Annotated in this window: 19 protein-coding genes; all 19 read left to right on the forward strand. The window is 60.9% G+C overall.

What is annotated here, in order from left to right; all coding sequences use genetic code 11:
- Positions 1 to 2: 2 nt before the first annotated feature.
- The 19 genes from nuoL (at position 3) to FE782_RS19505 (ending at position 22,914) form a co-directional block, all read left to right on the forward strand.
- Positions 3 to 1,883, forward strand: coding sequence for an NADH-quinone oxidoreductase subunit L (gene nuoL / locus FE782_RS19415; RefSeq protein WP_138195900.1), 1,881 nt, complete (start codon positions 3 to 5; stop codon positions 1,881 to 1,883).
- A complete protein-coding gene (locus tag FE782_RS19420; protein WP_138195901.1) occupies positions 1,884 to 3,515 on the forward strand; it encodes a complex I subunit 4 family protein in 1,632 nt (543 codons plus the stop codon).
- Between the two features lie 3 nt (positions 3,516 to 3,518).
- A complete protein-coding gene (locus tag FE782_RS19425; protein WP_138195902.1) occupies positions 3,519 to 5,042 on the forward strand; it encodes an NADH-quinone oxidoreductase subunit N in 1,524 nt (507 codons plus the stop codon).
- A 187-nt stretch (positions 5,043 to 5,229) separates the two neighbouring features.
- The gene (locus tag FE782_RS19430; RefSeq protein ID WP_158299465.1) at positions 5,230 to 7,788 is read left to right on the forward strand and encodes a S8 family serine peptidase; all 2,559 of its coding nucleotides are present in this window, start codon (positions 5,230 to 5,232) and stop codon (positions 7,786 to 7,788) included.
- A gap of 24 nt (positions 7,789 to 7,812) precedes the next feature.
- On the forward strand, positions 7,813 to 8,028 hold the full coding sequence (locus tag FE782_RS19435) for a DUF1146 family protein (protein WP_138195904.1): 216 nt from the start codon (positions 7,813 to 7,815) through the stop codon (positions 8,026 to 8,028).
- 240 nt (positions 8,029 to 8,268) lie between these two features.
- Complete coding sequence (gene murA, locus FE782_RS19440) at positions 8,269 to 9,603, forward strand: UDP-N-acetylglucosamine 1-carboxyvinyltransferase (RefSeq protein WP_138195905.1); 1,335 nt, start codon at positions 8,269 to 8,271, stop codon at positions 9,601 to 9,603.
- 146 nt (positions 9,604 to 9,749) lie between these two features.
- Positions 9,750 to 10,796 carry a stage II sporulation protein D gene (gene spoIID, locus FE782_RS19445; protein WP_138195906.1) on the forward strand — a complete coding sequence of 349 codons (1,047 nt, stop codon included), beginning with the start codon at positions 9,750 to 9,752 and terminating at the stop codon, positions 10,794 to 10,796.
- Positions 10,797 to 10,873: 77 nt separating this feature from the next.
- Positions 10,874 to 11,602 (forward strand): M23 family metallopeptidase, encoded by a 729-nt coding sequence (locus FE782_RS19450; RefSeq protein WP_138195907.1) that lies wholly within the window; start codon positions 10,874 to 10,876, stop codon positions 11,600 to 11,602.
- 227 nt (positions 11,603 to 11,829) lie between these two features.
- The gene (gene spoIIID, locus FE782_RS19455) at positions 11,830 to 12,114 is read left to right on the forward strand and encodes a sporulation transcriptional regulator SpoIIID (protein WP_138195908.1); all 285 of its coding nucleotides are present in this window, start codon (positions 11,830 to 11,832) and stop codon (positions 12,112 to 12,114) included.
- A gap of 168 nt (positions 12,115 to 12,282) precedes the next feature.
- Entirely contained in the window at positions 12,283 to 13,281 is a 999-nt protein-coding gene (locus tag FE782_RS19460) for a rod shape-determining protein (protein WP_138195909.1), read from the forward strand.
- A 103-nt stretch (positions 13,282 to 13,384) separates the two neighbouring features.
- A complete protein-coding gene (locus FE782_RS19465; RefSeq protein WP_138195910.1) occupies positions 13,385 to 14,272 on the forward strand; it encodes a flagellar hook-basal body protein in 888 nt (295 codons plus the stop codon).
- Positions 14,269 to 15,132 (forward strand): flagellar hook-basal body protein, encoded by an 864-nt coding sequence (locus FE782_RS19470; RefSeq protein ID WP_138195911.1) that lies wholly within the window; start codon positions 14,269 to 14,271, stop codon positions 15,130 to 15,132. The genes FE782_RS19465 and FE782_RS19470 overlap by 4 nt, the downstream gene beginning before the upstream one ends.
- A gap of 25 nt (positions 15,133 to 15,157) precedes the next feature.
- Positions 15,158 to 15,385 (forward strand): DNA-directed RNA polymerase subunit beta, encoded by a 228-nt coding sequence (locus tag FE782_RS19475; RefSeq protein ID WP_138195912.1) that lies wholly within the window; start codon positions 15,158 to 15,160, stop codon positions 15,383 to 15,385.
- A 188-nt stretch (positions 15,386 to 15,573) separates the two neighbouring features.
- Positions 15,574 to 16,002, forward strand: a complete 429-nt coding sequence (gene fabZ / locus FE782_RS19480; protein ID WP_138195913.1) for a 3-hydroxyacyl-ACP dehydratase FabZ — start codon at positions 15,574 to 15,576, stop codon at positions 16,000 to 16,002.
- A 30-nt stretch (positions 16,003 to 16,032) separates the two neighbouring features.
- Positions 16,033 to 17,754: a phospho-sugar mutase gene (locus FE782_RS19485; RefSeq protein ID WP_138195914.1), complete on the forward strand. Its 1,722-nt coding sequence runs from the start codon at positions 16,033 to 16,035 to the stop codon at positions 17,752 to 17,754.
- Between the two features lie 196 nt (positions 17,755 to 17,950).
- Positions 17,951 to 19,831 carry a DUF5693 family protein gene (locus FE782_RS19490; RefSeq protein WP_439116443.1) on the forward strand — a complete coding sequence of 627 codons (1,881 nt, stop codon included), beginning with the start codon at positions 17,951 to 17,953 and terminating at the stop codon, positions 19,829 to 19,831.
- Positions 19,816 to 20,931, forward strand: coding sequence for a polysaccharide pyruvyl transferase CsaB (gene csaB, locus FE782_RS19495; protein ID WP_338016904.1), 1,116 nt, complete (start codon positions 19,816 to 19,818; stop codon positions 20,929 to 20,931). Before FE782_RS19490 ends, csaB begins: the two co-directional genes overlap by 16 nt.
- A gap of 12 nt (positions 20,932 to 20,943) precedes the next feature.
- Complete coding sequence (locus FE782_RS19500; RefSeq protein ID WP_138195917.1) at positions 20,944 to 21,702, forward strand: WecB/TagA/CpsF family glycosyltransferase; 759 nt, start codon at positions 20,944 to 20,946, stop codon at positions 21,700 to 21,702.
- 141 nt (positions 21,703 to 21,843) lie between these two features.
- Positions 21,844 to 22,914: a glycosyltransferase family 4 protein gene (locus FE782_RS19505; RefSeq protein ID WP_138195918.1), complete on the forward strand. Its 1,071-nt coding sequence runs from the start codon at positions 21,844 to 21,846 to the stop codon at positions 22,912 to 22,914.
- Positions 22,915 to 22,970: the final 56 nt, after the last annotated feature.

Genomic DNA, 22,970 nt, shown 5'->3' on the forward strand with positions numbered 1-22,970 from the left:
AAGTGGATTATACTTTCGTGAATTACGCCTGGCTCATTCCGGTCTTTCCGCTCCTGAGCTTCTTGATTCTTACGGCTCTGGGCAAGGGCGCAAGGAAAGTCGGCCCGATCATCGGCGTCGTCGCCGCGTTCGTATCGCTCGGCCTCGCGCTGCTTGTGTTCTTCGAACGGATGGACGGCTCGGCGGCGGCGTATACGTGGGAAGAGTGGCGTTGGCTCGATATCGGCAGCTTCTCGCTGTATATGGGCTTCGAAGTGACGAACCTGAACGCGCTGATGCTCGTCGTCGTGACGCTCGTCAGCGCATTGGTTAATCTGTATTCGCTCGGGTACATGGCGGAGGACGAACGCATCTCGACGTTTTTCGCGTATGTGTCGCTGTTTACGTTTTCGATGCTGGGGCTCGTCCTCTCGTCGAACATCGTTATGCTCTACATCTTCTGGGAGCTCGTCGGCGCTTGTTCGTTCCTGCTGATCGGTTTCTGGTACTATAAGCCGGAAGCGAAGGCCGCCGCGAAAAAGGCGTTCATCGTTACCCGCATCGGCGACGTCGGGCTGTTTATCGGCATCCTGCTGCTGTTCTGGGCGATGCCGGGGCATCAACTCGACTTCAGCTCCATTCATAACGCCTTCGAGGGCGGCGAAATCGACGGCGGCCTCGCGACGTGGATCGCCTTGTTGATTTTCGTCGGCGCTGTCGGCAAGTCCGGTCAGTTCCCGCTGCATACGTGGCTTCCCGACGCGATGGAAGGTCCGACGCCGATCTCGGCGCTCATCCACGCGGCGACGATGGTCGCGGCGGGCGTCTATCTCGTCGCTCGCACGTACGACATCTTCCTCGCGTCCTCGGCCGCGCTGGAGGTCGTCGCGTACGTCGGCGCGTTCACCGCGTTGTTCGCGGCGACGATCGCCGTCGCCCAGAACGATATTAAGCGGGTGCTCGCGTATTCGACCGTCAGCCAGCTCGGATACATGATGCTGGCGCTCGGCATGGGCTCGGATTTGGGAATGGCGGCGGGGATCTTCCATCTGTTCACGCACGCGTTCTTCAAGGCGCTCTTGTTCCTTGGGGCAGGCAGCGTCATTCATGGCGTACATAACCAGGACATTCGCGAGATGGGCGGACTATTCGGGAAAATGAAGATCACTGCCGTCACCTTCGCGATCGGCACGCTGGCGCTGTCGGGCCTCGTTCCGTTCGCGGGCTTCTGGTCGAAGGACGCGATTCTCTCGGAGACGCTGCACCATGGGCATACGGTTCTGTTCGCGGTCGGATTGCTCGCCGCATTCTTCACGGCGTTTTACATGACCCGACTATACGTCCTAGTATTTCTCGGGAAATCGCGCGCGAAGGACCCGCATGCGCATCAACGCGCGCACGAGTCCCCGCTCGTCATGACGCTGCCGCTCGTCGTGCTGGCTGTGCTCGCCGTCGTCGCCGGCTTCGTCAACGTTCCAGGCGAACCGTGGCTCGCGGGTTGGCTTACGGGCAAGACGCTCGTAGAGCATGCGAACTGGATCGTGATCATCCTGTCCAACGCCGCGGCGATCGCCGGCATCTTGATCGGATACGTCGTCTTCCGCAAGCCGAACGCGGTCGAGCCGTCCGTGGAAACCGGCCCGGCGGTGCTGCGCAACAAGTATTACATCGACGAAATTTATCAGGCCGCCATCGCAGCGCCGTATCGCGCGATCGGGCAGCTGCTCCATCTCTTCGATACGTACGTGGTAGACGGCGCCGTGAAGCTCGTGACGGCGGCGACGAACGGAATCGGCCGCGTCGGCACCCGATTGCAAAACGGTCAGATGCAGACGTACGGTTTGATCATGCTGTTAGGGTGCCTCGTCTTCATCGCGGCGCTTGCCGGAAGGAGGTTCCTCTAGATGCTGGATAACATCCCGATCTTATCGCTGATCGTCTTCGCACCGTTGCTCGGCGTACTGGCGCTTCTATTCGTCCCGAAGGAGAACGGACGTCTCATCCGATGGATCGGCATCGGAACGACGTTCCTGCCGCTCCTTCTCGCGGGATGGCTGTACGCGTCGTTCGATCTCGCGGGCGAAGGTACGCAGTTCGCGGAGTCGATGCGATGGATCGCCGTCTCGTTGAATTCCGAGCTGCTGGAGCAGCTCGGTTCGGTAGAGACCTATCGAGTGCAGTTCGATTACGCGTTGGCCGCGGACGGCATCTCGCTGCCGCTCGTGTTCCTGACGGCGTTCGTGGCGACGATGGCCGCGTTCGCTTCCGTTCATATCAAGAAGCGGTTCAAGACGTATTTCATCTTGTTTCTGTTATTGGAGACGGGGATGCTCGGCGTCTTTCTCGCGAGAGATTTGTTTCTCTTCTTCCTCTTCTTCGAAATTACGCTCGTCCCGATGTTTTTCTTAATCGGAATTTACGGGCTGTACGAGAGGGAAAAGGCGGCGAATCGGTTTCTCGTTTACAACGGATTGGGTTCGGCGCTTATGCTGGTCGCGTTCCTGATCTTGATCGCGACGGCCGGCATGTCGGTCGACGGAGCTTCCTTCATCTATTCCGGAAGCTACGACGTCATTTTCAAAAACATGCACGACGCCGCATCCTTCTCGAACATGGGGCCGGAATTCGCGCAAAACTTCCCGAACCCGTTCTTCTTAACGGAAGGGAATCGAACGTTCGTGTTCTTCCTGCTGCTGATCGCGTTCGGCATCAAGCTGCCGATCTTCCCGTTCCATACGTGGATGCTTCGCGTGCACACGGAAGCGCCGCCGTCGATCGTCATGATTCACTCCGGCGTATTGCTGAAGATGGGAGCGTACGGCTTGCTGAAATTCGGCGTCTTCCTGTTCCCGAACGAAGCGAAGCAATGGGCGGTCCTGATCGCGATCCTCGGCGTGGTGAACATCCTGTACGGAGCGGCGCTCGCCTTCGTGCAGAAGGAATTTAAGCTCGTCCTGGCATACTCTTCGATCAGCCATATGGGCATCGTGCTGCTGGCCGTCGCGGCGATGAACGGCATCGGCGTGCAGGGCGCCGTCTTCCAGATGATCTCGCACGGTCTCATCTCGGCGCTGATGTTCCTCATCGTCGGAAGCCTCTACGAACGGACGTCGTCGACGCTGCTGTCCTCGATGGGGGGCTTCGCCAAGTCGATGCCGTTCATGAGCGGCATGCTGCTCGTGGCGGGCATGGCGTCGCTCGGGCTGCCCGGCTTGTCCGGCTTCGTCAGCGAGTTCTTGGCGTTCCTCTCGTTGTTCGACGAGATGCCGATCGTTACGGCCGTCGGCTGCCTCGGCATCATCTTGGCCGCCGTCTACGTCCTGCGAGGGGTGCTCGGCATAACGTTCGGCGCGGCTACCGAAGCGTCTTTAACGTATAAGGACGCGCGTTGGGTCGAGGCGGTGCCGATGATCGCCTTGGCGGCGTTCATCTTCTTGATCGGCATCTATCCCGCGGTCTTGAGCGAGCCGCTGCAAACGACGATCGGCGGCCTCGAGCAACTGCTCACGGGCTCCGAAGCGAACGGGGGAGGTTAATCGATGTCACCGGACACATTATTACGACTGCAAGTATCGGACCTCGCTTTCCTGGCGCCGGAGCTGACGCTCGTGATCGCGGCGGTCGTCTTCTCGCTGGTGGACCTTCTCATGCCGCGAAGCTTCAACCGTTCGGCGATCGGCTGGCTGACGATCGTCGCGCTCGCCGGGTCCGCCGCGTTCGTCGCGCTTCAGCTCGGCGTCGACCAGCCGGTCTCGCTGCTGAACCAATCGTACCGCGTGGACGACTTCGCCTTGGTGCTGAAGCTGTTGTTCCTGGCCGGCACGGCGATCGCCGTACTGATCAGCCTCGGGATGAAGAAGGAAGATCTCGGCGGCGAAGACATCGGCGAGTATTACTACTTTTATTTGCCGGCTACGCTCGGAGCGATGGTCGTCGCTTCGTCGGCCGATCTGATCATGTTGTTCGTCGGACTGGAGCTGCTCAGCATTACGACCTACGTGATGGTCGGCATGCGCAAGCGCGTATCCGTCTCCAGCGAAGGAGCGTTCAAGTACATCGTCATGGGCGGGATTTCGTCCGCGTTCATCTTGTACGGCATGTCGTTCTTGTACGGCTTGACCGGATCGACGAACTTGTTGGAAATCAACGCGGCGCTCCGCGAAAGCGGAATCGATCAGTTCGCGGCGCTGCTCTATGTCGCCTTCTTCTTGATGCTGACCGGAATCGGCTTCAAGATCGCGGCGGCGCCGTTCCATTCCTGGGCGCCGGACGTGTACCAAGGCGCGGCGACGCCGGTCGCGGCCTATCTGGCCGTCGTGTCGAAGGCGGCCGGGTTCGCGCTGCTGTTCCGGTTGTTCTATACCGGCTTCTTCCAAGTCGGTTCGGCGAAGTATCCGCTCCATGACGACGTGTTCTTGACGCTCGCCGTACTCGCGGCGGCCGCGATGATCGTCGGCAATGCGATGGCGCTTCGCCAGCAAAACGTTAAGAGGCTGCTCGCGCTGTCCGGCGTGGCGAACGCGGGCTATCTGCTCGTGCCGATCGTGGCGCAAGTCGGCTTGTTCCACGTGAGCGGGTATGCGGAGCTCGTCTATTATATGATCGCTTACCTATTCATGAACATGGGGGCGTTCGCGGCGCTTGCGATCGTCTCTCGGGCGTCGGGTCACGACGATATGCGCGGCTTCGCCGGGTTATATCACCGGGCGCCGGCGACGGCGTTCGCGATCGTGCTCATCGTGCTCTCGCTCGCCGGCATTCCGGTGACGGGCGGATTTTTCGGCAAGCTGTTCATCCTGCTCGGCGCGGTCGAGATGAAGCTGTTCTGGCTGGCGCTCGTCATGATCGTCACCAGCGTCGTGTCGTTCTATTATTACTTCGGCCTCATCCGCCAGATGTTCATGCGATCGGGCTCCGAAGAATCGCCGATTCGGGTGACCCCGGCGCTCGGCGTCGCGCTGTGGATGTCGGCGGCGGCCGGCGTGCTCTTGGGCTTCTTCCCGGGGCCGGTGCTGAACGGACTGGAGCGGCTGTTCCGGTTCTCCACGGACTTCTTCGCGTAAGCGGATGACAAGATTGCTAGACCTAGAGACTTGCTTCGATCGCAGAGAAATCTGCTTCGGAGCAAGTTTTTTTATTTCTGTTACAATTTACCGAACATGAAGGCAGGGCAGGGTTTAGGGAGCGAACGGCGAATAGTATATAGTTATGGAATTCTACTGCATGGGCTTTGTAAAGCGGGGAATGAAAATGAACCTACCATTCGCTCTCACATCGTGGCTTGCGGCGGCGTTGATGGCGGCCGTAACGGCGATCGGCGCGTTGACGCCTACGGCGGCGGCGGCCGAAGCGCCGAACGATCCGCATTACAATAAACAACGATATTTGGAACAGACGGGCGTGCCCGCCGCATGGGAAGCGATCGAGGCGAGCGGGAAGACGCTCGCCGACGTAACCGTCGCGGTCGTCGACACGGGCGTGGACTTGAAGCATCCCGACTTAGCGGGGCGGCTCGTCGACGGAACGAACATCCTTCATTCGAAGCAGGCGCCGCAGGACGACAACGGGCACGGCACCGCGGTCGCCGGCGTGATCGCGGCCGTGACCGGCAACGGGCAAGGCATCGCCGGCATCGCGCCGAACGCGCGGATCATGCCGATTAAAGCGGTCGGCGCTAACGGCAAGGGCGACGAAGAGCAGCTCGGCCAAGGGATCCGATATGCCGTGGACAACGGGGCCGACATCGTCGTGCTTTCGCTCGGACTTCACTTGTACTCGCCTTATCTGGCGGAGATCGTCGCTTACGCCGAGAGCAAGGGCGTCGTGCTCGTCGCGGCGACCGGCAACGAAGGGAAGACGGTGCGTTACCCTGCGGCGTATCCGACCGTCGTCGCCGTCGGCGGCGCGTCGGTGACCAACGAATATAAGCCATTGTCCAACTTCGGTCCCGAGGTCGATCTGATCGCGCCGTGGTTCGTATTTACGACCGGCAGCGGGGGCGGCTACGTCTCGAAAGAGGGCACCTCCATGGCGGCGCCGCAGGTGGCGGGGACGGTCGCGCTCATGCTGGGGCTCGATCCCGAGCTGACGCCCGGCGACGTGCGCGAGCGGCTGCGGCAATCGGCGCTGCCGCTCGACGCGGGCTGGAACGCGCGTACCGGCTACGGCTTGCTGCGCACGGATGCGGCGATATCGATCCAGCCGAAGCCGGATATGCATGAGCCGAACGACCGCAAGGATCAAGTGAAGCCGACGTCGGTCTCGACGGTCGTTCGCGGGGAGTTCGCTTCGAAGAGCGACGTCGATTGGTTCGCCTTCGACCCGCCGTATCAAGGGGAAGTCAGCGTCCGCGTGAAGGGCTGGGACGGCCGGTCGGTCGCCGCCGAGCTCGTGCTCGATCAAGGCGGGGGCTCGTCGAAGACGTTCGACCTGTCGGGCGGCAAGGAAGCCCGTCTGCCGTCCCCGGACGGCGAACGGCTGTACGCGATGCTTCGGTTGAAGTCCGACGCGGGAGCCGGTCCGACGCCGTACCGCATCGAAACCGATTTCCATATTTATTCGGATCCGTACGAACCGAACGACAAAGCGTACCAATCGTACCGATTGCCGACGAAGGCGTTGAACGTCGTAGAAGGTACGTTCAGCAAGATCGACGATCAAGATTGGTTCTCGATGAAGTTCGATTCGCCGGGGACGCTCTCGCTGCGGCTCGAGACGGATACGTGGCGAATCGACCCGGAGCTGTACGTCGTGCGCGACGGCGAATCCGTGGGGAAGACGTTCGACGATCACGGAGAAGGCGAACCCGAATATTCCGGGGACATCGAAGTCAAGCCCGGAACCTATTATTTTCGAGTGAGAAACGTCAAAGCGTTGTTCCCGCTGCCCGTCGCCGGGGAGTACACGCTGACGGTCAAGTTCGAGAAGAAGTTCTTCGACGACTTCGAGCCGAACGACCGCTCGTACCAAGCGACGACGATGGCGCCGGACCGGACGTACCGGGGCGTATTCGATTCGGCGAAGGACGAGGACTGGTTCCAAATTCGAATCAGCCGCAAAAGCTTGGTGACGATCGAAATTACCGACATTCCGCTTGACCGCTACATGTATTACACGCTATTCACCTCCGGCACCCAGCAAAAGTACGGCCGCACGAGCCCGTTCGGCACGACGTCCATGAAGCTGACGCATGAGTTGGATGCAGGCGTCTATTACATTCGGTTAATGACGGACGCCGCGTATCAAGACAGACAGTACGGCGTCGCGTACCGTAGAGCGCCGCTCGTGGCGGGCTTCACCGACATCGACGAGCATTGGGCGCGGGACAGCGTGCAAGAGTTGGTGGAGAAGGGCATCGTTAAGGGATACGACGATTACCGCTTCGACCCGAACGGCACGTTGACGAGAGCCGAGGCGGCCGCTTTCATCGCGAGAGCCTATGCCTTGAAGCCGAGCGCATCGGCGCGCGCGTTCCCGGACGTCGCAGGAACGCACTGGGCGAAGGATGCCGTGGCGGCGGCCGCGGCGAGAGGCGTCATTCAAGGGTATCCGGACGGCACGTTCCGGCCGAACGATCCGGTGACGCGCGCCGAGATGACGGTCATGGCGGCGCTGGCGTCGGGCACGGCCGGGAAATCGTCTTCGAGGTCCGCCTTCACGGACGTGTCGCGGGATCATTGGGCGGCTTCGTACATCTACGCGTTCGTCGACGGCGGGAAGCTGCAGGGCTTTAAAGACGGCACGTTCCGGCCGAACGGCCGAGCGACCCGCGCCGAATTCGCGACGCTGCTCGCGCATCTTCTGAAATAACGGAACACGAGAGGGGCTGGCTCGATGGATTCGATTCTTAGTCTCGTCATGCTGCGCATGATTGTCTTGCTCGTCTGCGTCGCCGTCGCCTGGTGGGCGCTGTCGGGCCTCAAATTCGAGAGGTTCGTCAGCGCTCCCGGCAGCCGGCAGGCGAAGCTGCTGCATCTGCTGCTGGCGATCGTGCTGGGCCATCAATGCTCGGCGTTCGTCTTCTCTTATATCGGTTGGTCGCCCCCCTGAAGAGGCGGTTTTCGCTCCCGACGGAATAGGATAGGAACAGTTTGTTAACAATGAGTAGTACAACCGTCATAAATCGAAAGACCCTTTCGAATACTGTAGAAACTTAACAGTTGTTTCGGACGTTGGCTGGTGCTACACTGGAAAGCAGCGTGCAGAAACACGTCGAAATTTGTCATGGATTACGATAATTTTCGGCATTTACGATTTCTACAGAGCGGAAAGCGCGGAGGGAACGAACGTATGGACAAAATTTTGATCCGCGGGGGCAATCGTCTTCAGGGCAAAGTGAAAGTAAGCGGCGCGAAGAACGCCGTATTGCCGATTATCGCTGCCTCGATTTTGGCATCGGAAGGCGAGTGCCGCATTCATGAAGCGCCGCCTCTGGACGATGTCATCACGATTAGCCAAGTGCTGCACGCCCTTGGAGTCAACATTCGCTACAAAGACGAAACGATTTACATAACCGCGTCGCAGCTGGAGAAGAGCGAAGCGCCGTACGAGCTGGTTCGGAAAATGAGAGCCTCCTTCCTCGTGATGGGGCCGCTGCTCGCCCGCACGGGCTATGCGCGCATCGCGCTTCCCGGCGGCTGCGCCATCGGGACCCGTCCGATCGATCAGCATCTGAAGGGCTTCGAGGCGATGGGCGCCGAGATCGAGATCGGCCAAGGCTACATCGAAGCGCGGACGAACGGCCGGAAGCTGCAAGGCGCTAAGATTTATTTGGACGTCGCCAGCGTCGGCGCGACGGAGAACATCATGATGGCGGCAGCGCTCGCCGACGGCGTGACGACGATCGAGAACGCGGCGAAAGAGCCGGAGATTGTAGACCTCGCCAACTTCATGAACGCGATGGGCGCGAAGGTTCGCGGCGCCGGCACCGGCATCATCCGCATCGAAGGCGTCGACAAGCTCGTGGGCGTTCGCCATACGGTCATTCCGGATCGCGTGGAAGCGGGAACGTACATGATCGCGGCGGCCATCACGAAGAGCGACGTCTATATCGAAGGGGCCATCGCGGATCACTTGACGCCGGTCATCTCGAAGCTGCAGGAGATGGGCGTCGCCATCGAAGAGGACGAGAACGGCATTCGCGTCCGCCCCGGCGGCAACCTGAAAGCGGTCGACATTAAGACGCTGCCGTATCCCGGCTTCCCGACCGATATGCAAGCGCAGATGATGGCGCTCTTGCTCATATCGGACGGTACGAGCATCATTACGGAGACCGTGTTCGAGAACCGCTTCATGCACGTCGACGAATTCAAGAGCATGAACGCGCAAATCAAGGTAGACGGGCGCTCGGCGGTCATCAAGGGCAACGCCGCCCTGAAGGGCGCGAAGGTGTGCGCGACCGACCTGCGGGCCGGCGCGGCGCTCATTCTCGCCGCGCTCGCCGCGGACGGAGAGACGGAAGTGACGGGGCTGCATCATCTGGATCGAGGCTACGTGGACATCGCGGGCAAGCTTCGCCGACTCGGGGCCGACGTGGAACGCGTGGTCGCGGGGGCCCTCGTCGAGGAAGAGCAGGAGCAAGGCTTGACGTTCTTCTCCACGCACGTATCGCCTTCCATGGCGTAACGACGGCATCCGACAGCTAACCGAAATTTTTAGAAATCGAAGCGAGCCCCCGGGCTCGCTTTTTTGCGTCTTTTCCGGCGCTTCGGCGTTCTACCAACGGCCGCTCGTTCATAGAATAGTAGCGTAACGAACGGGAGGCTAGAAGCATGCGCAGCAAACATCGTCGTTCGCGGCGAACGCGACGAAATCTCATGATCGGAGCGGCGGGCGTCGCGTCGTTCATGGCCGTCGTTTTCCTCATTCCCAGCATTCTAGTAAATCGGTTCGAGGCGTGGGAGCCGACGCAGCTGCTCCCGTTGCAGCCCAAAGAAGAGTTGGTCGCGCAGGAACAGCAAATCATGGTGCCGGTATATTTGACGGACCGAAAGGAGACGGTGTCCGTGCCGCTCGAAGCGTACGTTCGCGGCGTGCTTGCGGCGGAGATGCCGGCGGACTTCGAACTGGAGGCGCTCAAGGCGCAGGCGATCGCGGCGCGGACGTATTTGGCCCGTCGGTTGGCGTCGGGGGAGACGTCGGGGCTGCCGCCCGACGCCGCGGGCGCGCTCGTGACGGACACCGTGGCGCATCAAGCGTACGCGACGGAAGAAGAGCTTCGCGAGCGGTGGGGGTTTTTCAAGTACGCCCAGAACCTCGACAAATTGACGCGGGCGGTGAACGACACCGAAGGACTTGTGCTAACCTACGAGGGGGAGCCGATCGAAGCGACGTTCTTTTCTACCAGCAACGGGTTTACGGAAAATTCCGAGTTGTATTGGCAGGCGGCGATTCCGTATTTGCGAAGCGTAGAATCGCCCTGGGACGAACGGTATGCGCCGAATTACGAACGGGAAGCGTCCTTCGCCTATAAGGACTTCTATACGAAACTAGGAATGAAGGCATCGAACATGGCGCCGGAGCTCGTCGTCGAGCGCACCTCGGACAGCGGCCGCATCCTCTCCGTTCGGATCGCGGGGACGTCGTTCGCGGGGCGGGACGTACGCGAGAAGCTGGGACTGGCCTCGACGGATTTCACGTGGTCGACCGCGGACGGCCGCATCACGTTCCGAACAGAAGGGTACGGACACGGCGTCGGCATGAGCCAATGGGGCGCGAACGGCATGGCGAAGGAAGGGCGGTCGGCGGAGGAAATTCTGCTCCATTACTATCAAGGGGTGCGGCTCGAGCCGCTCCGGAACGTTCTAGCAAAAGCGTAAAATTTTTTTCTATCACCTTAGCAGGGCCACGTATAAAAGAGTCTACGCTGGCAACACTGGCTACTGAGGTGATAGATATGAAAGAAGAAAACAAGATTCAATCTTCGCAGGGGGAGCAAAATCACACTTCCCGTCCTGTCGAAGGGCCAAGAGCGTCGGGTTCGGTAGGGAAACGGCTGCTCGGCAAGAAATGGGTGTTCCCGGCTACTTACATCGCAGCTGCGGCAATCATCCTAACCCTGATGTGGGCGTATCAAGACAACGCCTCGACTCCGGTCGACGAGACCGACTTGAACCTCTCCGTCACCGGCGACGTGACCGGCGAAGAGCAAGGTCCGGACGCGGTCGCGGTCACGGCTGAAGCGGAGACGCTCGGATGGCCGGTGCAAGACCATAACAGCTTGGAAGTGATCTTGGGCTTCTTCGACGTCAACAACACGAACGAAGACAACCAAGCGGCGATGGTCGAGTACGGCGACACGTTCACGCCTCATTACGGGATCGACCTCGCCAGCCCGAACAACGAAGCGTTCGACGTCTTGGCGGCGATGAGCGGCACGGTCACCCGCGTCGAGCAAGTGCCGGTCGTCGGTCATCTGATCGAAATCACGCACGCGAACGGTCTGAGCACGATTTACTCCAGCGTCGAGTCGGTGCAGGTCGCGCAAGGCGACGAAGTCAAGAAGGGCGACATGATCGCGAAGTCGGGGCGCAACGAGCTCGAGAAGGATCTCGGCAACCATGTGCATTTCGAAATTTGGGAAAACAAACAGCCGGTCAATCCGGAGGATTACATCGAGCAATAAGCTCGGCTGAGCGCGGTGTCGGAGACGACGCCGCGCTTTTTTCGCGCGCCGAGGCGGCCCGATCCGGGGCGGCAGGCGGGCGCGAGGCGGTCGGCAAGCGAGCGGCAAGCGGGAAAGTGTGAAAATATATCGTCAGAAAAGGCTCGTCAGGCTTGGCTACAAAGAATAAGTGCGTCTACCCCTCAATATACTGTACCAAACATCTCGATCACAGGGAGGCGAGGGGTGTGCACGATTACATTAAGGAGCGAACGATTAAAATCGGGCGCAGCATTGTGGAAACGAAGAATACGGTTCGCACGATCGCGAAAGAATTCGGCGTGTCGAAGAGCACGGTGCACAAGGATCTCACCGAGCGGCTGCCGGAAATCAATCCGGAATTGGCCAATCAAGTGAAGACCATCCTGGAGTATCACAAGTCCATCCGCCACCTGCGCGGCGGCGAAGCAACGAAGATTAAATACAAGAAGACGAAGTCGAAGCCCGCTCCCGTCTTGTCCGGACGTTCTTAGCGCCCGTAAGAACGTTCGCTCCGGCACCGAGTATCTAAGATTTCCCTTCTCCCAAAAGAGGATTTTGCCTTTTTACAGCGAATTATCTTATAGTTAACGTGCTTAATATGGTGCATCGGTTGTTCGGCCCGCCCTCTTCGGCGGGAACGCCGTGAGGAGGATTCTTGGATGTTTGGCAAAGATATCGGTATTGACCTGGGGACGGCCAACGTTCTCATTCACGTTAAGGGACGCGGCGTCGTCCTTGACGAACCTTCCGTCGTCGCGATCGAAAGCGAGACGAAACGAGTTCTTGCCGTGGGCGAGGAAGCAAGGCGAATGGTCGGTCGGACCCCTGGCAATATCGTCGCGGTGCGCCCCCTGAAGGACGGCGTAATCGCGGACTTCGAAATTACGGAGATGATGTTGAAGCACTTCATCAGCCGAGTGGGCGGCAAGCGGTGGTACAGCCACCCTCGGATTTTGATTTGCGCACCGACCAACATCACCTCCGTAGAAAAGAAAGCGATACAGGAGGCTGCGGAGCGCAGCGGGGCGAAGGAAGTATTTTTGGAGGAAGAACCGAAAGCGGCGGCGGTCGGCGCGGGCATGGACATCTTCCAGCCTAGCGGTAACATGGTGGTCGACATCGGCGGCGGCACGACCGACGTGGCCGTCTTGTCGATGGGCGACATCGTGACGGCGTCTTCGATCAAGGTCGCAGGCGACAAGTTCGACTCCGCCATCATGAAATATATCAAGGATAAGTACAAGCTGTTGATCGGCGAACGGACGAGCGAGGACATCAAGGTGAAGATCGGATCGGTCGATCCGCACGGGCGCCAAGAGGAAATCGACATTCGCGGCCGAGACATGGTGAGCGGCCTGCCGCTCACCATTACGATTCAATCCCGGGAAGTGCGCGAAGCGCTGTGGGAGCCGGTCGCTTCGATCGTCGCTTCCGCGAAGACGGTGCTGGAGCGGACCCCGCCGGAGCTGTCCGCGGACATCATCGACCGCGGCGTCATCTTGACCGGCGGCGGCGCGATGCTGCACGGCCTCGATCAATTGATGATGGACGAGCTTCGGGTGCCGGTGTTGATCGCGGAAGACCCGATGCATTGCGTCGTCAAGGGAACGGGCATCATGCTGGACAACCTGGATAAAGTTTCCCGCCGGCCGCGCTAATCGAGCGGACGTCTTCGTCCGATAAACATAGGACAAGCTTCGTCGGCAAGGAAGCGCGGACAAGCTTCGTTGCAAGCAAGCACTCCATGGGAGGGATTTACCGATGTTGCGTGGACTCAATACGGCCGCGGCCGGCATGATCGCCAATCAGCGCAGGCACGATACGGTAACGAACAATATCGCCAACTTGAATACGCCGGGGTATAAGGCGAACTTCGCGGTGCAGCGTTCGTTCCCGGAGATGCTGATCGCGCTGGTCGGCGGCGGCGACGGCACGAACGCGCAAGTGTCGGGCGTCGGACGCCTCAATACCGGGGTGTTCGCGGAGGAGGCGCCGGCGGTCTATCTTCAGGGCGATCTGATGGAAACCCGCGACCTGTCGGACTTCGCTATCGTCTCGAACATTCAACTTCCCGGCATCGCCTTCGACGCCTCCGGCAAGTACGTCTCGCCGGAAGGGGAGAAGACGTTCCAGCCGCAAGCGATGTTCGCGGTGCGGACAAGCACGGGCGAAGAGAAATATACGCGGAACGGGAAATTCACGATCGACGCGGCGGGCCAACTCGTTACGTCGGACGGGTACCTCGTGCTCGATTCCGAGCGACGGCCGATTCAGTTCGATCGGAACGTCTCCGAGATCAAGATGACGCCGCAAGGCACGCTGATCGACGGCGTCTCGGGCATGCCGCTGACGGACGAGAACGAAGCGCCGATCTCGTTCATGGTCGTGCGCATCGAGAACCCGAACCGACTGATCCGCGAGGGCAACGGCAACTTCCGCCTGCCGCCGGGCGACGACGAGCCGGGAGCGATTCAGCAGGGCGACGAGGTGGAGCTGTTCCAAGGCTTCATCGAACGTTCGAACGTCGATCCGACGCAAGCGACGATCGACTTGATGGCCGCCGCTCGCGCTTACGAGACGAATCAACGCATGGTTCAGTTTTACGATAAGAGCTTGGAGAAAGCCGTGAACGAGGTAGGTCGCGTATGAACCATTCGATGATTAATGCGTTCGTCTCGATGCAGTCGATGCAGCAGAAGCTGGACGTCATCGCGCACAATATCGCGAACGTGAACACGACGGGGTACAAACGCCGGGAGGCGTCGTTCCAGGACATCCTGACGAACGTATACCGCCAGCCTGCGGGCTTCGAACAAGCGGGCCGCTTGACGCCGCTCGGGTTCCCGCAAGGCTGGGGCGCCAAGATCGGCCAGATCGAGCTGGCGATGGAACAGGCGGCGCTCCATTCGACCGGCAATCCGTACGACCTCGGCATCGAAGGCAACGGCCTGTTCGAGGTGCAGCGGAATAGCGTCGATGCGAACGGCGAGCCGGTCATAGCTTGGACGCGGGACGGATCGTTCCAGCTCATGCAAGATCCTGCGAATCCGGGCTCGATGATCCTTGCGACGCAGCAAGGGGATCGGGTGCGCGGCGTCGACGGCGGGCCGATCGTCGTTCCGACGAACTATTCGATCCGGATCGACGAGGCCGGCCGCGTCTTCGCCACGGATCATTCGAATCCGGAGGCGGAGCCGATCGAGGCGGGCCAGCTGGCGCTCATGCGCGCGGTGCGTCCGCAGGTGCTCATCAACGACGGATCGAACTTGTTCACGCTCCCCCCGGGCGTCGCTGCGGAGGGCGTGCTGGAGCGAGTGGATCCGACGACGAACGATGCGAACGAGCGGCAGAAAGTCGCGGTGCGCCAAGGCTTCTTGGAGCAGTCGAACGTCAGCCTGACGGACGAGATGACCGAGCTCATGACCGTGCAGCGGGCGTACCAGCTGAACGCGAGAGCGATCACGTCGAGCGACACGTTAATGAACCTTACGAATAACTTGCGTGTATAAGATGCAAGCCCAAGGTGTGAATCGCATGTCTAACGGAAAGCAAACGAAGACGACGAAGAAGCGCCCCCTCCCCAAGGGATGGCGCATCGCGTTACGGATCTGCCGGTCGCTGATCTTCCCTTTATTGCTGATCATCGGTCTCTATGCGGGGCTTCGCATCGGGTATGTGCGGTTCGGCGGCGGGGATCCGTCCGATGTCTTACAGTGGGAAACATGGAAGCATATGTTGGATTTGGTATTCGCCGAAAATTGAGACGCGCTCGCTCCCTCCGACCGGAGGGAGTTTTTTTTTCCTCGGCGGAACGGTATAATGGTGGGGTTATGATGAGAAAAGGGCGCCAGCCGCCGCTTCAGGACGGATCTGGCGCCCTCTTATATGAACCTTCGCCGCTGCAGACGACCGAAGGGACATTGGTTATTGTATCCGAAGGAGGATGGATTATGCTCGACGCCAAACAAATCCAGGACATTATTCCGCACCGTCCGCCGTTCTTATTGGTGGATCGCATTCTCGAAGTCGAGGCGGGCGTTCGCGCCGTCGGCCTCAAGAACGTGTCGATGAACGAGCCGTATTTCGTCGGCCACTTCCCGCAATTTCCGGTGATGCCCGGCGTACTTATTATTGAAGCGTTGGCGCAGGTCGGCACGGTGGCGCTCCTGAGCCTGGAGGAAAACAAGGAGAAGATCGGGTTTTTCGCCGGAATCGACGGGGCTCGTTTCCGCGGCATGGTCACGCCCGGAGATACGCTTCGCCTCGAAGTGAACATTACGCGTTGGAAAGGCTCCATCGGCAAGGGTACGGGCGTCGCGACGGTGGACGGCAAGACGGTCGCCGAGGCGGAGCTTATGTTTTCTTTGCAGAAGGTTTAAAGACAACGGATTTCGGAAGGGGCGCGGATGATGACGAACAACGGAAATGCGGTGGAGACGGCGTACCGCCTTTGGTTGACGGACGATAGCATCGACGAGGCGACGAAGGCGGAGCTCCGGGCATTGGAAGGACAAGAGAAGGAGATCGAAGACCGCTTCTACCGGGAGTTGGAATTCGGGACGGGCGGCCTGCGCGGCGTCATCGGCGCGGGGACGAACCGGATGAACCGATATACGGTCGGCCGGGCGACGCAAGGGCTCGCCGCCTATATACGTTCGATCGCGGGAGACGCCGGTTCGGTGGCGATCGCGTACGATTCTCGGTTCATGTCGCCGGAATTCGCCTTGGAGGCGGCGCTCGTGCTGGCGGGCAACGGCGTGAAGGCGTACGTCTTCGAAAGCCTTCGGCCGACGCCGGAGCTGTCGTTCGCGGTGCGCCATCTCGGCGCGACGGGCGGCATCGTCGTCACCGCCTCGCATAATCCTCCGGAATATAACGGATATAAGGCGTACGGCAGCGACGGCGGACAGCTGGTGCCGGACGCGGCCGAGCGAGTTATGGCCGAGATCGCTCGCGTCGCGTCGTTCCGCGACGTCGCCCGCATGGAGCGGGAGGCGGCGGAGGCGGCGGGTCTGCTCGTCTGGCTCGGCGCGGACATCGACGAGGCGTACGTGGCCGCGGTCGTCGGGGCGAGCCCGAATCCGGGCTTAGGCGCGGCCGCCGCGGCGGAAGGCGTCGGCGTCAGCATCGTGTATACGCCGCTTCACGGCTCCGGCAACGTGCCGGTCCGGGCGTCCCTCGCCGCGGCGGGCTTCGACGACGTGACGGTCGTGCCCGAGCAGGAGAAGCCGGATTCGCAATTTTCCACGGTGAAGTCGCCGAATCCGGAGGAGCGGGAGGCGTTCGCCCTGGCGATCGCGCTCGCGGAACGGACCGGCGCGGAGCTGCTGCTCGGCACCGATCCGGATTGCGACCGCGTCGGCGCCGTCGTGAAGGATCTTTCCGGCGCGTACGTGGTCCTGAACGGCAACCAGACAGGCGCGATACTGGCGGAGTACTTGCTTGAGAGCTTAACGGCTCGCGGCGCGATGCCGGCGAATCCGGTCGTCATCAAGACGATCGTGACGAGCGAGCTCGGCGCCGTCGTCGCCCGCCACTACGGGGCGGACGTACTGAACACGCTGACGGGCTTCAAATACATAGGCGAGAAGATGACGGAGTTCGAGCGGACCGGGGAGCGGTCGTTCGTCTTCGGATACGAGGAAAGCTACGGTTATCTGGCGGGCACGTACGCGCGGGATAAAGACGCCGTCGTCGCCTCGTTGTTGATCGCCGAAGCGGCGTTGTACTATAAGCGTCAAGGGTTGACGCTGTACGACGTACTGCAGCGGCTGTACGAGCGCCATGGGTATTATTTGGAGGGACTTCAATCCCGCACGTTGAAAGGCAAGGACGGGCTCGAGAAGATGCGGGGATTGATGGACGCATGGCGCGGCGCGGCGCCTTCGACGGTCGCGGGACTCGCGGTCGCGCAGCGCCTCGACTATATGGAAGACGTTCACGGCTTGCCTTTGGAAAATGTCCTCAAATACGTGCTCGAAGACGGCTCGTGGTTTTGCTTGCGTCCGTCCGGCACGGAGCCGAAGATTAAGATGTACTTCGCGGTGCAGGGCGCGAACGCGGACGACGCGCGGACGAAGCTCGAGGCGCTGACGGCGGACGTGATGGGCCGCGTCGACGCGGCGATCTGATCCGATTCCGATTCGGGTTCTGGTTCGAACATTTTGCTTTCTTTAAGGAGTGTTATTTTTGCTAGCTTTGTATGACAGATGGAACCGCGGAGCGAAGCTTGCCCTGTGGACGTTGACGATCGTCGGCCTGCTCGCGTCTTTGCCGTTCGCCTTCTTGAGGCACGGCGTGGAGCAGTCGGCGGACCGCGTGGAATTCGTGTTCGATTACCGAGACTTGCTGGAGGTTTCTTCGTATCGCAGCAAGCCGTCGGAGTACATGCTGGAGCGGCTGCTCGAGCTGAAGTCCGCCGGCATTCACTCCATGGCCGTCTACGAGAGCAACCTGCGCGAGCTCGAGCTGAGCGGCCGCGTACAGACGCTCTCTTCTACGGAAGCGGCGATGCTGACGGATTTCCGATTGCCCGCCAACGAGAAGAGCACGTACGTGCTCTTCCTCGGCGACGCGTCGGAGAACATCATTCAGCCGCTCGTCGTCGACGCGTTCGCCCGACTCGGCGTCGAAGCCTCCCCCTGGAGCTACGAAGGCATCCCGGGCATCGAGCTGGCGATGCCGAAGGACGAGGCGCTCCTGCAGGCGATGGACCCGGATCCGATCACCATGGCGGAGCTGCAATCGTTAGGGTTCCATCTCGTCGTACGGCTTAGCGACCAGCGTCAGCCGTTCGACGCCGAACGCACGGACGCGTTGCTGGCGGATCTCGCCTCGCACGGCGTGAACCGCATCGTGTTCGAAGGCGATTCGGTGACGGGCGCCGCGGACGACGCCGCATCGAAGTCGTTGACGGTCATGGCGGAGCTCATGAACCAATACGGAATCGGTCTCGCGACGATCGAGATGTCGAAGCCCCAGAAGGGCTTGGGGAAGCTGGCGCATCTGACGGATTACAACGTCGTCCGGCTTCATTCGCTGCCGGCGAACATGTCCAATATGGCGCCGGAGGATTTGGCCGATCGGTTCGCGCTGGCGACGCAGGATCGAAACATCCGGATGATCTTTCTCAACACGGCCGCTTCGTTCGATACGTCGCTCGGCCTTCGCAAGGATACGGTCGGGAACTTGGTGAAGAGCCTAGAAGGGGAAAACGGGGCGCTTGCGCGGATTCAAGATAACGGATTTGCTTTAGGCGTGGCGGAGCCGTTCGAGCCGAACGGCTGGTCCGGCGCCGTATCGCTCGTCTTGAAGGCGCTCGTTACGATCGGCGCGGTGGCGCTGATCGCCATTCTGGTCGGCGCCTTCTTCCCGAGTCTGGCGCTGGCGGCGTTCGTCGTCGGACTCGCCGGCTCGGCCGCGCTGTACGTCCTGTCGACGACGCTGCTGTCGCAAGGACTCGCGCTCGGCGCCGGCATCGCCGCGGCGACGCTGGCGACGCTGTTCGCCGTGCGACGCGCCGATGCGGCGTCCGGCGGCTCGGCCGCGCTGCGGAGCGTAAAGCTGCTTGCGGGCGCTTCGCTCATTTCGTTCATCGGCATCGCGTATATCGTCGGCTTGCTCGATCACATCACGTATCTTTACGTGCTGCGGCAATACCGAGGCGTCAGCCTGCTGCACCTCGCGCCGATCGCGTTCGCGTTCGCGTACGTGCTGTTCTTCCACGGGGAGACAAGCCTGCGAGGGGTCGCGCTTCGGGTACGATCGTTCCTCATGACGAACATTACGGTGCTGTGGGTCGCCCTGGCGGCCGTCGCCGGCGTCGCGGCGCTGTACTATATGTCCCGAACGGGCAACGCGGGAACGACGACCGGTTTGGAGCGGGCGTTCCGCGACGCGCTTCAGGACACGCTCGGCGTTCGGCCGCGCACGAAGGAGTTCCTGCTCGCCCATCCGCTGTTCGTCTTGGGCGTCTACTTGGCCGCGACGACGCGCCGGAAGCTCGGGCTGCTCCTGATCGCCGTCGGCTCGATCGGGCAGCTGTCGATCGTCGATACGTTCGCGCATCTGCACACGCCGCTCGTCATCTCGCTGATTCGGGTGTTCTACGGTCTCGCGTTCGGCCTCGTCATCGGGTTGATCTTGATCGCGATCTGGCGGTTGCTTGAGAGAGGGTGGAGCCGATGGGCAAGATGGCTCGAACCATAGTCGTATCGGGATATTACGGCTTTAATAACAGCGGAGACGAGGCGGTGCTGCACGCGATCGTAACCGCGCTTCGAGACGAAGCGCAGGCGGCCGGCGCGGAGGCGCGCATCGTCGTCCTGTCGGGCGACCCGGCGGAAACCGCGCGCCTGCACGGCGTCGAGACGGCGCATCGGATGCGGCCGCTGGCGGTGCTGGGCGCGCTGCGCCGCGCCGACGCCCTGATCAGCGGCGGAGGGAGCCTGCTTCAGGACGTCACCAGCGCCAAGTCGGTGCTGTATTACTTGGCCGTCTTGAAACTTGCCCGTTGGATGCGCGTACCGACGTTCATCTATGCGCAAGGCGTCGGGCCGATTCGCGACCGCGGCCGATTCGGGCCGATGATTCGCTCGGCGTTCGAGGCGAGCCGGTACGTCTCGGTGCGCGACGACGAATCGAAGGAGCTCGTCGCTTCCTTCGGCGTCGCCCCGGAGCGGATCGACGTGGTGCCCGACCCTGTGATGGGCATGGGCTTGTCGCTGCCGTCGACCGCTGCCGTTACGACTGGCGCGGGGGTTCGTCTCGGGGTATCGGTCCGATTCTGGAGGGACGACCGCCAAGAGCTGGAGCGCCTTGCGGCGGGGCTCGCATTGGTTCTGGAGGAGAGGGAGGACGCGAAGGTCGCGCTGCTTCCTTTTCACCTGCCGTCGGACAAGCTTGCCTCGGAATTCGTGGCGGATCGCTTGGTTGCAGCCGGCTTCGGGCCGGATCGCGTCGAGGTGCACGCCGGCGCTTCGCATCCGAAGGACATGCTGAGCGAAGTTGCAGGCTGCGATGCGCTGATCGGAATGCGGCTGCACTCGCTCATCTACGCCGCTACCGCAGGGGTGCCGCCGATCGCCGTCTCTTACGATCCGAAGATCGATCAATTCATGAGACGTCTAGGCGAGTCGCCGGTCGGCGATACGGATTCGTTGGATGCGGATGCGTTGGCGGCGGCGGTATTAGGACGGCTGGAACTCGGGAAGACTGCTTGGTACGGGGAGAAACGCGCAGCAATCGAGGAAATGCAACAAAATTCTCGCGCTCCGGCGCAACAAATCTTTCGCGAACTGCGTATATAAGGTTGGTCGATAATGGAAACGACTGTATCGAAGGCGGAGACGGTCACGCTATTCGGCGTGGAAGTCTCTAAGATGGGGATGCGTCAGACGGTCGACTATTTGGCGGACGCGGTGCGGCGGCGCCGCGCGACGCACGTCGTGACGGCGAATCCGATCATGTTCATGACCGGATTCGAGAACGAAAGCTTTATGCGGATGCTGCGGGAGGCCGATCTGGTCGTTCCCGACGGCGCGGGGCTCGTCTGGGCCGCCCGCCGGCTGGGGAAGCCGGTCGCGGAACGCGTCGCGGGGTTCGATCTCGTGCAGGAGCTGTTCCGCGTAGGAACCCGCGAAGGTTGGAACGTCTACTTGCTCGGCACGTCGCAGGAATTGATCGAGGCGGCGCGGGACCGGATCGCGGAGAAGTATCCAGGGCTCCGGATCGTCGGCTGCCGGAACGGATTTTTCGGTCCGGACGAAGACGACGAAGTCGTCCGGGACATCGCCGAGGCGAAACCGGACCTGCTGCTGGTCGGAAGATCGACGTACACGCAAGATCCATGGATCGCGCAACACCATCAACGGCTGAACGTGCCCGTTATGATCGGCGTCGGGGGCAGCTTCGACGTCATGTCCGGCAAGCTGAAGCGCGCGCCGCGGTGGATGCAGAAGGCGGGCCTCGAATGGGCGCATCGCTTGATGCTCGAGCCAACCCGTTGGAGACGCATGTTGGTGTTGCCCAAATTCGCATTGAAAGTGATGGTTTTCGGCGAAAAGCAACGCACGCGTTGACTCCGACGTGAAATCTTTCTGAAAACGGCCTGAAAACGGTCGAAAACGAGTGAAAACCGTCTTCATCCGCGCTAGCTTACGGAATACGGCAGGAGTATAATGGGCACTGTCAGCTTTCGAAGGGGTGGAATGTAAAAAAAGATGGAAATCGCATATATCGTTGGATTCGTCGTCGCGCTCGCGATGGCGCTAGGATTGACTCCGCTTGTGAAGAAGTTCGCCGTCCGGGTAGGCGCCGTCGACGCGCCGAATCAACGCAAGGTACATACGCGAATCATGCCGCGTCTCGGCGGTCTCGCGATTTACCTGGCGTTCATGGCCGCGATCATGATCGCGTTGCCGCTCGTCAGCGGCGAGAAGCCGCACGTCATCTGGGGACTATTGCTCGGCGGAACGATCGTTACGATCGTCGGCGCGCTCGACGACCGGTTCGACCTATCGCCGAAGGTGAAACTGCTCGGCCAGATCGCCGCCGCCAGCGTCGTCGTATCGTTCGGCGTCAAGGTCGACTTCGTCACGCTTCCGTTCGGCGACGGCACGCAGATGGGATGGCTCAGTATTCCGATCACGATCTTCTGGATCGTCGGTGTGACGAACGCCATCAACCTGATCGACGGCCTCGACGGTTTGGCGGCCGGCGTATCGGCGATCGCGACGGGGACGATCTTCGTCCTTGCGTTGATTATGGGGAACATCACGGTAGCCGTTTTGAGCGCCGTATTGCTCGGCAGCATTCTCGGCTTCCTTTTCTTCAATTTTCATCCGGCGAAGATTTTTATGGGCGATTCCGGGGCATTGTTTCTCGGATTCAGCTTGGCGGCCTTGTCGGTATTAGGATTTAAGCAGGCGACGCTCGTTTCGTTCGTCGTTCCGATCTTCATCTTAGGCGTGCCGCTGTCCGATACGTTCTTCGCGATCGTGCGACGTACGTTGAACAAGACGCCGATCTCGGCCGCGGATAAAAACCACTTGCACCACTGCATTCTGGCGTTGGGTTTAAGCCATCGCAATTCGGTGCTCGTGATCTACGCGATCGCCGCGATGTTCGCGCTGAGCGCGATTCTGCTGTCCACGGTCGCGCAGTGGGTCGCGCTGATCGTGATCGCCGTGACGCTTCTCGTGCTGCAGGTCGGCGCCGAGCTGATCGGCATCGTGCAGAAAGGCCGACGCCCGGTCATCAACTTCGTGCAACGATTGCTCTCGTTGAAATAGAAACTTCTTGTCTTACGACGCTCGCCCTTCGGCGGGCGTTTTTCTTTTTCCTGCGA

Source organism: Paenibacillus antri, assembly GCF_005765165.1.
In the GTDB taxonomy this organism is placed as follows: Bacteria; Bacillota; Bacilli; order Paenibacillales; family YIM-B00363; genus Paenibacillus_AE; species Paenibacillus_AE antri.